12 protein-coding genes are annotated in these 15,401 nt (G+C 69.7%); 7 read left to right on the top strand and 5 right to left on the bottom strand.

From position 1 onward, the window contains the following. The first annotated feature begins 42 nt into the window (after positions 1-42). Both ABZ406_RS09435 and ABZ406_RS09430 read left to right on the top strand, forming a co-directional pair. Positions 43-1,302, top strand: coding sequence for a ricin-type beta-trefoil lectin domain protein (locus ABZ406_RS09435; protein WP_357757907.1), 1,260 nt, complete (start codon positions 43-45; stop codon positions 1,300-1,302). A gap of 227 nt (positions 1,303-1,529) precedes the next feature. Next, a complete protein-coding gene (locus ABZ406_RS09430; RefSeq protein WP_357757904.1) occupies positions 1,530-2,909 on the top strand; it encodes a GNAT family N-acetyltransferase in 1,380 nt (459 codons plus the stop codon). Here ABZ406_RS09430 and ABZ406_RS09425 read toward each other — a convergent pair. From ABZ406_RS09425 to ABZ406_RS09415, 3 genes are all read right to left on the bottom strand, one after another. Beyond that, positions 2,896-3,726, bottom strand: a complete 831-nt coding sequence (locus ABZ406_RS09425) for a CPBP family intramembrane glutamic endopeptidase (RefSeq protein WP_357757902.1) — start codon at positions 3,724-3,726, stop codon at positions 2,896-2,898. The two genes, ABZ406_RS09430 and ABZ406_RS09425, sit on opposite strands and share 14 nt — an antisense overlap. Before the next feature lie 303 nt (positions 3,727-4,029). Further along, positions 4,030-4,632, bottom strand: coding sequence for a response regulator transcription factor (locus tag ABZ406_RS09420; protein WP_357757899.1), 603 nt, complete (start codon positions 4,630-4,632; stop codon positions 4,030-4,032). Further along, the gene (locus tag ABZ406_RS09415; protein ID WP_357757896.1) at positions 4,629-5,777 is read right to left on the bottom strand and encodes a histidine kinase; all 1,149 of its coding nucleotides are present in this window, start codon (positions 5,775-5,777) and stop codon (positions 4,629-4,631) included. The genes ABZ406_RS09420 and ABZ406_RS09415 overlap by 4 nt, the downstream gene beginning before the upstream one ends. Positions 5,778-5,884: 107 nt before the next feature. Between ABZ406_RS09415 and ABZ406_RS09410 the strand changes: the two genes are divergently transcribed. From ABZ406_RS09410 to ABZ406_RS09400, 3 genes are read left to right on the top strand one after another with little or no spacing between them, the layout of a single operon-like run. Further along, positions 5,885-6,766: an ABC transporter ATP-binding protein gene (locus tag ABZ406_RS09410; protein ID WP_357757893.1), complete on the top strand. Its 882-nt coding sequence runs from the start codon at positions 5,885-5,887 to the stop codon at positions 6,764-6,766. Positions 6,767-6,792: 26 nt separating this feature from the next. Then, a complete protein-coding gene (locus tag ABZ406_RS09405) occupies positions 6,793-7,512 on the top strand; it encodes an ABC transporter permease (protein ID WP_357757890.1) in 720 nt (239 codons plus the stop codon). Beyond that, the gene (locus ABZ406_RS09400; RefSeq protein WP_357757887.1) at positions 7,509-8,189 is read left to right on the top strand and encodes a GPP34 family phosphoprotein; all 681 of its coding nucleotides are present in this window, start codon (positions 7,509-7,511) and stop codon (positions 8,187-8,189) included. Before ABZ406_RS09405 ends, ABZ406_RS09400 begins: the two co-directional genes overlap by 4 nt. Positions 8,190-8,204: 15 nt before the next feature. Here ABZ406_RS09400 and ABZ406_RS09395 read toward each other — a convergent pair whose 3' ends face one another. Further along, positions 8,205-9,347, bottom strand: a complete 1,143-nt coding sequence (locus ABZ406_RS09395) for a low temperature requirement protein A (RefSeq protein ID WP_357757884.1) — start codon at positions 9,345-9,347, stop codon at positions 8,205-8,207. A 277-nt stretch (positions 9,348-9,624) separates the two neighbouring features. Between ABZ406_RS09395 and ABZ406_RS09390 the strand changes: the two genes are divergently transcribed. Together ABZ406_RS09390 and ABZ406_RS09385 are read left to right on the top strand one after the other, a co-directional pair. Further along, positions 9,625-11,850, top strand: coding sequence for a hypothetical protein (locus ABZ406_RS09390; RefSeq protein ID WP_357757881.1), 2,226 nt, complete (start codon positions 9,625-9,627; stop codon positions 11,848-11,850). Between the two features lie 143 nt (positions 11,851-11,993). Continuing rightward, complete coding sequence (locus ABZ406_RS09385; protein ID WP_357757878.1) at positions 11,994-13,079, top strand: hypothetical protein; 1,086 nt, start codon at positions 11,994-11,996, stop codon at positions 13,077-13,079. Positions 13,080-13,164: 85 nt separating this feature from the next. Here ABZ406_RS09385 and ABZ406_RS09380 read toward each other — a convergent pair whose 3' ends face one another. Continuing rightward, on the bottom strand, positions 13,165-15,246 hold the full coding sequence (locus tag ABZ406_RS09380) for a heavy metal translocating P-type ATPase (protein ID WP_357757876.1): 2,082 nt from the start codon (positions 15,244-15,246) through the stop codon (positions 13,165-13,167). Between the last annotated feature and the right edge of the window lie 155 nt (positions 15,247-15,401).

Raw genomic sequence — 15,401 nt, 5'->3', positions numbered from 1 at the left:
CTCGCCGCGGCCGGGATCGCCGCCGCGGTCGGGTTGTTCACCATGACGGTGGCGACCGGGTCGGCCTCGGCTGCCGACAACCCGTACCAGCGGGGCCCGGACCCCACCCGCAGCAGCGTCACCGCCGTCAACGGCCCCTTCGCCAACACCTCGGTGAGCGTCCCGACCGGGTACGGCTTCAACGGCGGCCGGATCTACTACCCCACCGACACCAGCCAGGGCACCTTCGGGGCCATCGCGATCTCGCCCGGGTACACGGCCCTGTTCTCGGCCGAACTGGCCTGGATGGGACCGTGGTTGGCCTCCCACGGCTTCGTCGTGATCGGCATCGAGACCAACAGCCGCAACGACTTCGACACGGCCCGAGGCACCCAACTGCTCGCCGCGCTGGACTACCTCACCCAGCAGAGCCCGGTACGCGACCGCGTCGACCCCAACCGGTTGGCGGTCGCCGGTCACTCCATGGGCGGCGGTGGCGCGCTGAGCGCCGCCACCCGGCGCCCGTCGCTGAAGGCAGTGGTCGGCATCGCGCCGTACTCGCCGTCGTCGAACCTGGCCAACGACCGGGTGCCCACCATGATCTTCGCTGGACAGGCGGACACGGTGGTCACCCCGTCCTACGCCACCGGCCTGTACAACAGCCTCCCGGCCACGACGGAGAGCGTCTACCTGGAGGTCGCCGGTGCGGATCATGGATTCATGGTCGGACGGTCGAACCCGGTGATGGTCCGGACCATGCTCCCGTTCGTCAAGATGTTCGTCGACAACGACGCCCGGTACAGCCAGTTCCTCTGCCCGCTGCTGGACTCCAGCGGCGTGGTCACGTACCGCAGCACGTGCCCGTTGTTGCCCTCGACACCGACCACCCCGACCCCGACCCCGACGCCGACCGATCCGCCGACCACCCCACCCGGCGCGGCCAGCGAGATCATCGGCACACAGTCAGGCCGCTGCATCGACGTCCCCAACGCCTCACGCAACAACGGCACCCGGGTCCAGCTCTACGACTGCAACAGGCAGACCAACCAGGCATGGACCTACACCTCGACCAAACAACTCCAGGTGTACGGGAACATGTGCCTCGACGCCGCCGGCACCGGCAACGGCGCGGCAGTCCAGATCTACAGCTGCCACAGCCAGACCAACCAACAGTGGAACGTCAACTCCAACGGCACCATCAGTGGTGTGCAGTCCGGACGGTGCCTGGACGCCTGGAGCACCGCCAACGGCGCCCAGATCCAGCTCTACGACTGCCACGGACAGACCAACCAACAGTTCCGGCTCGCCGCCCTCGCATCATGATCATGCTTGACCTGCACCACCTGTTCGAGGGTGTGCAGATCGACACGCGGCAGGGCTGGTTCCAGAGGATCTGAACCGGGTGGACCCGGCATCACGCCGGGTCCACCCGGCCCTGCGCGCCACTCGTGGCGCGTACCCCGCCGCCTGGACGGCTCAGCGCTCGCAGGGGCCGCGCCACGGCGGAAATCCGGTGTCGCCATCGCCTGGGCGGTGGCTAGCGTACGCGGATGAGCACTGTCCCGAGGGCCGGAGTGCGGCTGCGGTTCTGCACGGATTCCGGCGAATTCCTCGCCGCCGCGGGTGACCACCTGAGCGCCGATCCGGTCGTCAACACGGTAGTGACCACCATCGCGTACCGGATGTTGTCGCAGCGGGCCGAGGGAATCTCGCGGCCCGGCCGCACCTGGTGGCTGGTGGTCAGCGACGACTCCGGCGCCGTCGTCGGCGCCGGGATGCGTACCGCGCCCCATGCTCCCCACCCGCCGTTTCTGCTGCCCATGCCCGGCGAGGCGGCGGTCGCGCTGGCGCACGCGTTGCACGAGCGCGGGGAGGAGGTCCTCGCGGTGAACGGGGCCCTGCCCGCCGCCGAGCTGTGCGCCGCCGAGCTGACCCGACTCGGCGGGGGGCGGGTCCACGTCGCCCAGCACACCCGGCTGCACGAACTCGGCGAGCTGACGTGGCCGCCGCCGGTGCCAGGCCGCTTGGTGGCCGCGACCGAGGACGACCTGGACCTGGTCACACAATGGTGTGCCGCGTTCGTGGGCGACGCCGACGAACAGTCGGGCCGCCAACGCGGTGCCAGGACGCACGAAGCCCTCGACCGGGCTGAGCTGCTGCGCCGGCTCCGCGCCGGACGACTGTGGTTCTGGGTCGACGACGCGGGCGAGCCGGTGCACCTCACCGGGGCCAACCCGCCGTCGTTCGGGGTAGCCCGCGTGGGCCCGGTGTACACACCGCCGTCCCAGCGCGGACGCGGTTGGGCCAGCAACGCGGTCGCCGAGGTCTCCCGCCGGATCCAGGCCGAGGGTGCACGGGCCTGCCTGTTCACCGACCAGGCCAACCCGACCTCGAACAAGATTTACGCCGCCCTCGGCTACCGGCCGGTCGTCGACATGGCCAACCTGGTCATCGTCCCCGAGGCGCTGAGCCCGCGGAACCACGTCGACAGCGGCCAGGGCGACGACACCGCGCCCATCGCCCTCGACTGGGCGCGGGCCAGCAACCTCAACGACTGCCAGAAGCCCGAGGACGTCGACGCGGCCTTCGACCGCGGGGAACAACACGTCGGGGCCGCACTGATCGCTCTGGTCTACAACAACCCGGATACCGATGCGGTCCTGCCCAGGGTCGCCCGAGGGTTACGCTGGCCCAATCCGGAGACCCGCCGGCAGAGCCTGCTCGCGTTGATGCACACCGCCCGGCTCCACGGCCGGGTGGATGACCTCACGCTGGAGTTGCTCCACGGTCTGCTGCTCGACCGCACCCCGATCAGCCCAGGGAGCCGGTACGAGGTATGGGGTACGGCGAACCAGACGGTCGGCGACCTGAAGTCTTTCCTGCCGTCCGAACAACTGCCCGACTGGGTGAACGCCTTCACCGACCACTGACGGCCCGGGCGCGCCGCTCACGCACCCAGACCAGCACCACCATGGCGATGTTGACGCCGCCGAGGATCAGCAGTGTCGCGTCACCGGAATCGGTGGACCTGTCGATCGCGTAGGGCTCGCCGTCCGCCAGCACCGTGTTGACGATCCCGAACAGGACGTTGTTCGCGACATGGAAGGCGACCGGCGCCTCGATGCCGCGACTGATGATGGCCATCAGGCCGGTGCTGATGCCGATGAACGTGTAGTAGCCGAACAGCCAGGGGTCGGCCGACCCGTGGACCACGGCGAAGCCCAGGCCGGAGACGACGAGCCCGACGACCAGGGCCGGGCGGACCGCGCGCACCCAGGACGCGGCGGCGGGCAGCACGGCGCTGCGGAACATCAGCTCCTCGCCGGCGGACTGTAGCGGCGTACTCAGTACGGTGACCACCAGCACGCCGATCGTCGTGCCGGTGACCCCGAAGGCGGTCCAGCCCGGGGAGTCGGGCGCGACAAGCGCCACGACACCGATCCCGGCACCCACCACCAGCGCCGCTCCGACCAGGTAGGACGTCAGGCGGCGGAAGTCGAAGGCTCGGGGGAAACTGATGAGGCTCCGCCACGGCACCTTGGCTATCCACACCAGGAGCAGGATCGCCAGAACGCCGGACGCGCCGATGCTGATGTTGACAGCCAACAACTTCAACGGCGTGAGCGTGGCCGACATCGGGTCGTCGCTGCCCTCGATCACGCCGACGACCTGGTAGAGCAGCACCTGGAGGACCAGCATCGCCAGCGGCGGTACGAGGATGACCACGAGCGGCTTCCACCAGCTCATGCGCAGGTGGGCGCCGAAGGGTCGGGAGCTGTCGACGGCCGGCCCGGATTGCTCCGACGTCAGGAGGCGACCGCCTCCCGCGTCAGAAGGGCTCGGGCGTCCCGTCCCCTGCCAGGGTCCGTCGGATCGTGGGGCGTTCATCGGGGATGGTCCTTTCCGCATTGGTGGACATCCCATTGCAGCGCTGATCGCCGCCTCCCGGCAGTGACACCGCGTCACCACCTCACAGTGACATTTCGACGTACGCGTCCCAACTGCCTCACGTCGGCACCGCGGGTCCGACGCCGGTCGGGCGCCTGGTGGTTACAGCCAGTCGTGTTCGCGGGCGTAGCGAGCCGCTTCGTGCCGGGTCCGGGTCTGGGTCTTGCGCATCGCATTGGAGAGGTAGTTGCGGACGGTACCCGGAGCGAGGTGGAGCCTGGCGGCGATGTCGGCGACCGAATAGCCCTCGCCGGTGACCCGCAGGACGTCGGCCTCACGGTCGGTGAGGGGGTTGTCCTCGGTGACGGCAAGCGCGGACACGTCCGGGTCGATCCAGCGTTTCCCCTCGCGCAGGGCGGCGATGACCGAGGTGATGTGGGCCGGCTCGGCGGACTTGCTGACGAAGCCCTGGACGCCGAGCCTCAGCGCCTTGCGCAGCACGCCCGGGCGGGCGTGCCGGGTCAGCATGAGGATCACCTGCTCCGGTCGCTCACGGCGGATCTCGGCGACCGCGCCCAGGCCGTCCACGCCCGGCATCTCCAGGTCGATGACCAGCACGTCGGGTCGGTGGCGCAGGGTGGCGGTGATCGCCGTCTGCCCGTCCTGGGCCTCGGCGAGCACTGTGATGTCGCCCTCCATCGGCAGTAGCGCGGCAAGGGCCGTACGCAGCAGCGCCTCGTCGTCAGCGAGCACGATGGTGGTCATTGGCGGTCCTTTCCCGTGACCGTCGGCGCCGCGTCGGCCCGCGCGGGTGGGAAGAGCGCCGCCGTCAGGAAACTCTTGTCCTGCTGTTCCACTGTCAGCTCACCCCCGTCGCCGGCCACCCGTTGCCTCAGCGCCGCCAGTCCCCTGAGCTCGGGCGGCGTGGTGGCGGTCACGCCGTCGTTGACGATGGTGATGCCTGACGCGGTGAGCGTGATCTGCACCTGGGTGGCCTGAGCGTGCCGCAGGATGTTCGTGGTCGTCTCCCGCAGCACCTGCCCGAGCAGTTCGCTGGAGCGGGCATCGACCTCGGCCTCCCGCGTGACCCGGACCCGGATGCCGGCGGCCTCGAAGAGGTTCTTCGCGTTCTCGATCTCCGCGGTGAGGTTGAGCCGCCGCTGCGCGTAGGCGAGTTCCTTGGTCTGCGCGATGGTGTCGCTGACGAGGGTGTACGTCTCCCGCAGTTCCTTCTCCGCCCGCGCGCTGTCGCTCAGCAGCAGCCGCTGGGCCAGGGCGATCTTCAGCTTGACGACGTGCAGGGTGTGGCCCTGGATGTCGTGCAGGTCGCTGGCGAACCGCACGCGCTCCCGGACCACGGCCAGTTCCGCAGCGCGTTCCCGGGTCTGTTCGAGCTCACTGATGAGGTCGTAGAACCGCTCTCCCACCACTGTGAAGACCGTCACGACGACGGTGAGGACGGTCGGGACGAGGACGTAGGTGACCAGGACGCCGGCGATGTCGTCCCGCTGCACCAGCAGTCGCGCCGCGCCGACGGCGGCAACATAGGTGAACAGCCCGGCCATCGTCAGGGCCCGATGTCGCCGCACCTCGCGCAGGGCGAGCGAACCCACCGCGCAGACACCCCAGTAGGCGTTGGGGCTGCCGGTCACCAGGACCCCGAGCGGCCAGACCACTGCCGCCACGATCAGGCTGGGCAGCGCGACCCTGGCGAGGTCGTTCGCCGTCCACCGTTCGAAGGCCACCACGGCCGCCACGGCCCCCGGCGCCAGGATGATCAGGTGCCACCAGGTACGTGCGTCGGTCCAGAGCAGGACCACCGCGGCGAACACCACCGGTGGCAGTGACGTGGCGAGGTTGAGCCGGCGCAGCCGTCCCTGCGTCGACTCGGTGAAGCGCGGGGCGGTCACCACGCCAGTATCCGGCAGCCAGGAGCCGCGACCAGTGACACCACGTCACATGCGGAGATGACGTGGTGCCACTGACGGGTCGGCCGTGCCCGCGCTGTCATTGGTGCATGTCCACCACACCCGTCATCGAAGTCGAACGGTTGAACCTCACCTACGGCGACTTTCACGCCGTGAAGGACCTTTCCTTCGAGGTACGACCCGGAGAGCTGTACGCCCTGCTGGGCACCAACGGCGCCGGGAAGACCTCGACCCTGGAAGTCATTGAAGGGCACCGGAGGCCAACCTCGGGCACCGTACGCGTCTTCGGGCACAGCCCGACCGACCGGCGAGCGGTACGTCCACGAATGGGAGTTATGCTCCAGGAGAGTGGATTCTCCCCTGATCTGACCGTCCGTGAGTCGGTCGGCCTGATTGGCCGGCTGACCCGACGCACCGACGACGTCGGCCGGGTGCTCGACCTGGTCGACCTCACCGGTCGTGCCGGCCGCAAGGTGTCGCAGTTGTCCGGCGGGGAGAAGCGGCGGCTGGACTTCGCCACCGCGGTCTACGGCACCCCGGAGTTGATGTTCCTGGACGAGCCGACCACCGGCCTCGACATCCAGTCCCGCGACGCCGTCTGGGCGACGGTGGACCGGCTTCGGGAGAACGGCGCGACGATCGTGCTCACCACGCACTACCTGGAAGAGGCGCAACAGCGCGCGGACCGGATCGGGCTGATGCACGAGGGAGCCTTCCACCGGGAAGGCACCGTCTCCGAGCTGATCCGCACCCTGCCCTCGGTCATCCGCTTCTCCCTCCCGGCAGCCGCGCCGACGCTGCCGGTGCGGGCCGCCGCCGACGCCGACGGGAAGGTCACTGTCGAGACCTTCGAGCTGCAGAAGGACCTGCACCTCCTGCTCGGCTGGGCGCAGGACCACGGCGTGGAGCTGCGGGACCTGGCGGCGGGGCCGACCCGCCTCGACGACGTCTTCCGCGCCATCAACAGTTGATTCGTTCTTCCGAGAGGATCGTCACGGTGTTGTCCATCGCGTCCAGCGAACTGATCCAGATCTTCCGCAACCGGCTGGTGCTCATCACCAGCCTCATCATCCCGGTGGTCGTCAGCGCGTTCTTCATCCGCCAGCACGAGACCTACGCCGCCCTCGGCAGCCTCGGCTACATCGCCGCGATCGTCATGTTCACGATCGCCGCGTTCGGGCTCTACGCCACGGCAGTCACCACCCTGGCCTCCCGGCGGCAGAATCTCTTCCTCAAGCGGCTGCGCTCCACCGCCGAAAGCGACGCCGGCATCCTCGCCGGCCTACTGCTGCCCGTACTCCTCCTCAGCGTGGTGCAGGTGACAGCGATTCTCATTGCCCTGGCCGTGGTCGCCGGCGGACCGGCGAACATCGCCCTACTGGTGGTGGCGGTCCTCGCGACAGTGGCCATGATGATCGGCCTGGCGCTGGCCACGGCCGGGCTGACCAACTCCCCCGAACATGCCCAGGTCACCACCCTGCCCGTTACTCTCGGGGTGATCGCCGTGGCCAGTTGGGTGGGCATCTCCGGCACCGAGAACCTCGCCTGGCTCAAACGGCTGCTGCCCGGCGGCGCGGCCACCGAACTGACTATGAACGCCTGGAACGGCGGCGTCGCGGTGACCGACTCCCTGCTCCTGCTGGCGCCCACGCTCGGCTGGGTCGTCATCGCCGTAGCTTTCGCCACCCGACTCTTCCGCTGGGAGCCCCGTCGATGACCACCCAACCCCGGTCGGACGCGCCGACCCTGGTGGAAGATCTCCTCCTCCTCCTGTTCCAACCCAGATCCGGGACCATCGCCGGAGAGACCACCCTCTTCTACGTCCTTGGCGGAGCCGTCCTCGCCGACCTCGCCCTCGGTGATCACCTGACCACGACGGACCGGGGGCGGGTCAGCAGCGTGGCGGGCCACCCACCGTCGGACGACCTCCTGCGCCCGGCCTGGGACTACCTCGCCGAGAAGCCGAGGGGGGTGCAGACCGCCCTGGCCGCGATAGGCCCCGCCCTGCGCAAGCCGGTGCTGGAACGGCTCGTCGCGCGAGGCGACATCGACCAGGAGCCCCGCAAGGTGCTCGGCCTGTTCCGGACGACGGCCCTGCGCGAGGGCAGGACCGAACGGCGGGCCCGCCTGCTCGCCGACGTTCGGCAGGTCCTCGTGGAGGGTGCCGAACCGCAAGCCCGCGTCGCCGCCCTCGCGGCGCTGCTCTCGGCGAGCGGGACGCTCCCGCAGTTCGACCGCGAAATCCCCTGGACGTCACCGGTGATCAGCCGAGCCAAGGAACTCGAGCGCGGCAACTGGGGCGCCGACGCCGCGGCGGCAGCGGTGACCCGCACCGTGACGGCAACCGTCGTCAACAGCGCCGTCGCGGCCATCACCGTGCTTCCTCGAAGCTAGGGCGTATCCGCCGACTCACCGTCTGGAATTGGGCGGGTGCGGCCGTTCGGGCGGTTTCCCCCGGGCGTGGACGGCGTCGGTGGCGGCGATGCCGGCGAGGACGACGACTGCGGTGACGGCCACGGCCAGCGGCGGCAAGGGAATCATGAGCGGCGAGGCGCCGGCAAGCGCCAGAGCGCCGACGAACCGAGAACGGGACACCCGGTCGAACACCGCATGTTCCACCAGGGCCCGCCCGATCAGGAACAACATCGGTCCGCCGAGGACAACGAGAATCCACGCCGCGTTGGTGTGGCCGAACGGATGTTCGATCACGATTTCGTAGCCCACGGCGACGACGACGATCCCCGCCACCATGAGGACGTGCGCGAGGAACGCCTCCCGGATGAGATGCGGGGGCTCAGCGGCGGCTCTGATGGCTTCGGGCAACAGTTGGCCCGCCTTGAAGAGGTAGACGCGAAAGAGCAGCACGGTGGTAATGAATGCGACCGCGAAGGCCGCCGCCGCTCCACCCTGCCGGAAGGATGTGTCACTGTAGGCCGACCCGGTCGTCAGAATCAGTTCGCCGAGGGCGATGATGAAGAATTGTCGGTAGCGCTCGGACATGTACTCGGCCAGGACGGGCCACTGCTGCTGGCTGGAGCGGGTCCATGGGGCGGGATAGAACAGCAGCAGTGCCGTGCCGTCGATGGCGATCGCGAGCGTCCACGACAGGGTGCGGGCCAGGTCCGTCATTATCGCACCAGCGATCCACGGTATGGCCGACAGCGTGAACCAGAAGAACACCCCGGCCGCTCGGCGCTGGGCCTCGTGACCACGCAGGATCGGCACGATGATCAGCCCGCGAATGATGTGGACGGCGACGTAGGCGCCAGCGAAGGCAAGACTTCTGTCACCGAACGCGCGTGGCACCGCGACCGCCATCACCAGCGCACCGAGCATGGCCGTGTAGACGAGCAGTTGGAGCTGCGGCCGCTGCGGGTCGTAGAGGTCGGTGACCCACGCCGTGACGAACCACAGCACCATGAAGGCCAGCAGCAACAGCAGCGTCTCGCCGGCCTCGGTGAGGACGATTCGCTTCTCGGTGAGCTCCTCGACCAGCCGTTGCGAGACCCGATTGAGGGCGAAGATGAAGACCAGGTCGAAGAAGAGTTCCAACAGGCTCGGTCGTTGCGGTTGCCCAGGCTTTCGAAGCAGCGCTGCTGCCCGTGTCGACATGGGCCGCCCATTTCTGCCGGCTTGGCCTATCCGGGTATTGGTACCACGCCTTGCAGGTCGTCGTTCGCGATACCCGAAGAACGGCGGCGTCGCGCACAACCCACCGCGCTGGGTTGTTTCGGCAGTCCCTGGGTACGCCGTGACGCCACGCGGGGCGCCGTCGGATCAGCCGAGCGGGTCGGCGTGAGCCGCGTACACGCCGGGGGGCCGGTACCGGATGAATCAGCGAGACGCGGACGGGCGCGCGGGCGCTGACGGCTTCGTGGAACTGCGGGTGCACGGGGTGTCCGCGACGGGCCCGGACGACCTGTTGAATCAACCGCACGCGCAGCAGGTGGCGGGTGACCACCGGGGCGGGTTCTACCGGTCCCGGCCGGACATTCACGATGGCGGCGAGGCCGACGGAGTGACGCGGGAGGCCTACCGCTGGAACAACCTGCCGGCGGGCAGCGCGGTGCGAACGCTGTCGATGGTGATCCTGCTGCCGTTCATGCTGATCAACCTCGCCATCTGGATGCGTCCGGCCGGAGCCGGCTCCGACGCGGTGATCAAGGCCCTCTGCCGGTTGCTGGCGCTCACCCTGACCGCGATGTACGTGCTGAGCATCGTCGGGGTCGCGCTGGATGTGATCGCCTGGAAGTGCATGTCCTCGCCGGAGTGCCTGGCCGGACGAAGTTGGCTCTCCTGGCTCGGAGGGCGTCCGGCCGGACTGCGCCTGGCGGTGCTCGCGCTGGTGCCAGCGGCGGCGATCAGCCTCGTGTGGGTGATCGCCGCCCGCCCGGCACTCCCCTTCGCCGCCGCCCGTGCGGCCGACCCGCCCCTGCCGGCGGCGCCCCCGCTCACCGCCGTCGGCCGGTGGGACAACGAACCGCTGGTCGGCCGGCTGCGCTCGATACACGTCGCGGCGGCGTTCGCCACGCTTGACCTCAGCCTGCTCAGCGCCCGGGCCGCACAGGGTCTGTCGATGGCCACCGTCGCACTGACGACCGCTGCCGGACTTCTGCTGGTCACGTGTGCGGTTCTGCTCTGCCCTCCACCCCTGTCCGCGCGTACGGAAGGGCGGCTCGACCGGCTGGTCAGCGTGCTGCGCATCATCGTCCTCGGCCTGACCGCGCTGGTCTGGGTTCACCTTTTGACCAGTTCGGCCTCCTGGCCGGAGAGGAACGGGCTACCCGGCTACAACCTGACGGTCATCGGGTTGTGCATCGGTCAGGCGGTGCTGCTGTTCGCACTGGGGGCGGCACTGTTCCGGTACCGGGATCGACGGCCGGGCCCCGGGCCCTCGCTCGGGTTCGGGTTCGGGTTCGGCGCCCTGGCAGCCTCCGTCGCCGCGATCAGCCTGGCGCTCACCTTCTCCGCCGAACTGCTCTACCGGGTGTCGGACATCCTGAACAGGGGCGCACCGACCGCGGAGGCGTTGATCAACAGCCCACCACAGGCCTGCATCTGGGCGATCCTCGGCTTCTCGTTGGCAGTGCTGGTGACGCTGGCCGTCGCCGGCGTGATGTCACTGGTGTCCCGACCGGGTCGAATACGTGCCGCGTCGGCGATCGTCGCTCGCGATTTCCCGGACGCACCGACCGATGCCAGGCCGCGGCTTCGGCAGGTACGCGGAGCCGTAGCCCATGCCCGGTTCACCGAGCGACTGGTGCCGCTCGCGGTGCTCTACGCGTGCCTGGCCGGAATCGGCACAGCAGCGGTCACGCTCGGCCTGCTGCCGACGCCTCCCAACGAACTCATCGAGCGCTACGTGGGGCTGCCGGCCAGCTTCGTCAACTTCAGCATCGGTGTCGGCAGCTACCTCATCGCCGCCATCTTCCTCAGCCTGATCATCGGCGGGATCTTCGCCTACCGCACCCCCAGGTTCCGCCGCTACGTGGGCGTGCTGTGGGACCTGGGCACGTTCTGGCCCCGAGCCGCGCACCCGTTCGCGCCGCCGTGCTACGCCGAACGGGCAGTCCCCGAACTGACCTGCCGGATCACCCACCTCGTCGACTCCGGCAACGCGGTGGTGCTCACCGGACACAGCCACGGCTCCGTGCTGCTCGCCGCAACTGTGCTCCAACTGCCACGGCGCGTCACCAACCACATCGCCCTGCTGACCCACGGCTCGCCCCTTCGCCGGTTGTACGCCCGGCTGTTCCCCGCCTACGTCAACGACGAGGTCATTCACGAGATCGCCGACCGGGTGGACTGGCGGTGGATCAATCTGTGGCGGGACACCGACCCCATCGGCGGCCGCGTGTTCCCGCCACACGGTCCCGACGAGGCACCCACCTCGTCCGACCGGGAGGCGACAGTGGACCGACGGCTTTGCGACCCGTACGGAGTCACACCCCCGTCCGGCGACATCTTCCCGCCGCCGATCAAAGGTCACCGGCCCTGCGAATCGGAGGAGGCGTTCACCCAGGCGGTGCGTCAGCTCGCCAACCACCTCCGCTGAGCGAGCCGGTGTCGCCGCACTGCCCAGAAGGTCGGCCATGAGTAGCGGACAGCCGACACCATTATGCGATGTAGCCGACTGTGACCATCAATTCACTGCGCGCACACTCCTCCCCGACATGTTCCCGTCATGTGGAGGAAATCATGCGTCTCCGATCAATCGTCACGACGGCGCTGGCCGCCGTCCTGGCCGCCAGCGCACTCGCGCCGCCGGCACCGGCCGCGGCGGCCACCGCCGACCGATGGGGCTTCGCGTACGTCAAGGATCCCACCGTCGCGGTGTGGACCGTGCTGGACACCAGCCGGCAGTGGGGCAGTTGGAAGACCGCCTTCCCGGCCGCCTGGGCCGACGGCGTCAAACTCGCACCCGGCCGGTTCCAGGTCCGTTTCCCGCAGATCGGTGCCGGCGCACGGGGCGTGCCGCACGTGACCCCGGTGAACCGGACCGGTCACTACTGCGAGGTGGTTCGCTGGTTCCAGTCCGGCGCCGACGAGATCGTCGACGTGCAGTGCCACAAGCCCGGAGGCACGCGTGACGACACTCCGTTCACAGTGCTCTGGACGACCAGTTCGGGCGTGTTGCCGGCCGGCACCTCCCACGCCTACGTGCAGTGGAGCAGCGGCCTGGTGGCGCAGTCGTACAACTCGACCGGCGTCGTGAACACGGTCGGGCCGCTGGGCGTCGGGCAGTACCTGGTGCGGCTGCCCGGGGTGGGACTGGCCGGGCTGCTCGCCGGCAACGTGCAGGTCACCGCCGTGCAGCCAAACGCCGGGCCCCGTCGCTGCAAGGTCTACAGCTGGAGCGCCGTCGGCACCGGTGTGGAGGTGTACGTCTTCTGCTACGACCAGGCTGGCGCGTTCGTCAACACCGACTTCGCCCTCTCGTACCACCGTCGGCGGCCGGTGATCGGCTCCCTCGGCCCGCCGTCGTACTTCGGTTACCTGGGTACCGCCGTCGGCGGGCCGACGAACGACAACTCGGTGCTCGGTGTCGGTGCGAACACCGTGGCACCGCTGGTGCCCACCGGCCGCTACCTGGCGACCTTCCCGCAGATCGGCCTCAAGGAGACGCACGCCCAGGTGGTGGCGCAGGGCGCGGGCAGCAACTACTGCCACCTCACCCAACCCTGGACGTACACCACGAACGCCGACGTCGACGTCATCTGCTTCGACAACGCAGGCGTCGTCACCCCACACCGCTTCCTGGCCACCTTCACCTCCCGGCTCTGAGGCCGGGCCGCGCCGGCGGCCGTTTCGTTGCCGCCGGCGCGGCGATGACCGGGTGCTCGTGACGGATCCGACAGGTGCCACCCAATCAGTTTCCGTCGGGGCGAACCGGCGTACCCGAGCTGGGATCCGGGTGGCGCAACTGCACGCGGCGCAGCAGTTGGGCGTTGAGCGCGACCACGATGGTGGAGGCGGACATCAGCACCGCGGCGACCGCGGGGCTCAGGCTCACCCCGGCCCAGGCCAGAGCACCGGCAGCCACGGGCAGGGCGACGACGTTGTAGCCGGCGGCCCAGGCCAAGTTCTGGATCATCTTGCGGTACGAGGCGCGAGAGAGCCGGATGACTCCGATGACCCCGCGCGGATCGGACGAGGCGAGCACGACGCCGGCGGATTCGATCGCGACGTCGGTGCCGGCCCCGATGGCGATGCCGACGTCGGCGCGGGCCAGTGCGGGAGCGTCGTTCACACCGTCACCGACCATCGCCACCCGCAGGCCCCGGCGTTGCAGCTCGCCGACGGCCTCGTCCTTGTCGGCGGGCAGTACCTCGGCGAACACCTCGTCGTCGCCGGGCCGGAAGCCGAGGTCGGCGGCGACCGCCTCAGCCACCGGACGCGCATCCCCGGTAATCATCACGATCTTGCGGATGCCCTGCTGACGCAGCTCGGCGATGGCTTGCCGAGCCTCGGGGCGGACCTGGTCCTCAAGTGCGAGGGCGCCGATGACGCTCGCCCGCTCGCCGTGGAAGCGCAGCAGGTGCAGTACCGCCGCTCCCCGCCGGGACCACCCGGCCCGGTGCTCCTCAAGCTCGTCGGGCACGGTGGCGTCGAGTTCGCGCAGGAGGGCGGGTCCGCCGACGGCGTAGCTGGTGCCGTCGACGTCGGCGCGCACCCCGCGACCGGTCAGCGACCGAAAACCGGTAGCGGTGCGCCGGGCACCCTGCTGGGCGGCGGCGGTGACGATGGCTCGTGCGAGGGGGTGTTCGCTGTCGGCCTCCACCGCCGCCGCGACGGCCAGTACGTCGGCCTCGCTGATGCCGCCGATGGCGGCGACACCGGCGACGACGTGCTCGCCGCGGGTCAGGGTGCCGGTCTTGTCGAACAGCACCGTGTCGATGGTGCGCATCCGCTCCAGGGCGAGGCGGTCCTTGACCAGGATGCCGCCCTTCGCGGCCACGGCTGTCGACAGGGCGATCACCAGCGGGACGGCCAGGCCCAGTGCGTGCGGGCAGGCGATCACCAGCACCGTGACGGTGCGGACGACGGCCTCGTCGAGGTTGCCGACAAGTGTCCAGATCAGCAGCGTCGCAACGGCGGTGACGGTGGCGACGAAGAACAGCCAGGCCGCGAAACGATCAGCGAGCACCTGCGCCCGGCCGCTGGAATGCTGGGCCTGCGCGACCAGGCGTTGGATGCCGGCCAGGGCGGTTTCCTCGCCGACGGCCTCGACGCGCACCCGGATGGCCGCGTCGGTGGCAACGGTGCCGGCCACCACGCGGTCGCCGCGGTCGCGGCCGACCGGCCGGGACTCGCCGGTGATCATCGATTCGTCCAACTCGGCGCGGCCGTCGGTGATGCGGCCGTCGGCCGGCACCCGCCCGCCCGGACGTACCAGGATCACATCGCCGACGTCCAGGTCGCCGACCCGCACCCGTTCGGGCCGCCCGTCACCGCCGAGGCGTTCGGCGTCGTCGGGCAGCAGCGCGGCCAGGGCCGACAGGGCGCCCTGGGCCTGGCCGATGGCCTTCATCTCCTGCCAGTGCCCGAGCAGCATGATCGTGACCAGGGCCGCCAACTCCCACCAGAAGTCCAGGTCGAACACGCCCAGCGCGGTCGCCGCCGACGCCACGTAGGCAACGGTGATGGCCATCGCGATCAGCAGCATCATCCCCGGCGCCCGGTCACGGACCTCCCGCACCGCGCCCTGCAGGAACGGCCACCCGCCGTAGACGAAGACCACAGTGCCCAGCGCCGGGCCCACCCAGTCGACGCCCGGGAAGCCCAGCCGGTAGTCGAACCAGTCCATCACCATGTGACTGGTGACCACGATCGGCACCGTCAGGACCGCGCTCAGCCAGAACTTGCGCCGAAACATCTCCGGGTCGTGCCCGGCGTGCTTGTCATGCCCGGCATGAGACTGCATCCGGTGATGCGCGTCCTCGTGCGACATCCTCATCGCCTCCTCACCGCCACCATATACCCCCAGGGGGTATTTGTGTCCAGGCGTGTCGATGGTCCGGACATCGCCCACGGGTCAGCCCAGCATCGTCAGCGGCGCTCGACGGAAGACCGCAGTTCGCCACTTCGCCACCAAAGGAGCGGCCG

The organism is Micromonospora sp. NPDC005710 (genome assembly GCF_040630995.1).
GTDB lineage: Bacteria > Actinomycetota > Actinomycetes > Mycobacteriales > Micromonosporaceae > Micromonospora.
This window is presented reverse-complemented; position numbering and strand designations above follow the sequence as displayed.

Excerpts from the sequence above, each read along its gene's own strand:
- ABZ406_RS09420 (WP_357757899.1), bottom strand. The coding sequence starts at position 4,632 with ATGACCACCATCGTGCTCGCTGACGACGAGGCGCTGCTGCGTACGGCC.
- ABZ406_RS09425 (WP_357757902.1), bottom strand. The coding sequence starts at position 3,726 with ATGAGCTGGTGGAAGCCGCTCGTGGTCATCCTCGTACCGCCGCTGGCG.
- ABZ406_RS09400 (WP_357757887.1), top strand. The coding sequence starts at position 7,509 with ATGACCACCCAACCCCGGTCGGACGCGCCGACCCTGGTGGAAGATCTC.
- ABZ406_RS09410 (WP_357757893.1), top strand. The coding sequence starts at position 5,885 with ATGTCCACCACACCCGTCATCGAAGTCGAACGGTTGAACCTCACCTAC.
- ABZ406_RS09435 (WP_357757907.1), top strand. The coding sequence starts at position 43 with ATGACGGTGGCGACCGGGTCGGCCTCGGCTGCCGACAACCCGTACCAG.
- ABZ406_RS09380 (WP_357757876.1), bottom strand. The coding sequence starts at position 15,246 with ATGTCGCACGAGGACGCGCATCACCGGATGCAGTCTCATGCCGGGCAT.
- ABZ406_RS09385 (WP_357757878.1), top strand. The coding sequence starts at position 11,994 with ATGCGTCTCCGATCAATCGTCACGACGGCGCTGGCCGCCGTCCTGGCC.
- ABZ406_RS09430 (WP_357757904.1), top strand. The coding sequence starts at position 1,530 with ATGAGCACTGTCCCGAGGGCCGGAGTGCGGCTGCGGTTCTGCACGGAT.
- ABZ406_RS09390 (WP_357757881.1), top strand. The coding sequence starts at position 9,625 with ATGAATCAGCGAGACGCGGACGGGCGCGCGGGCGCTGACGGCTTCGTG.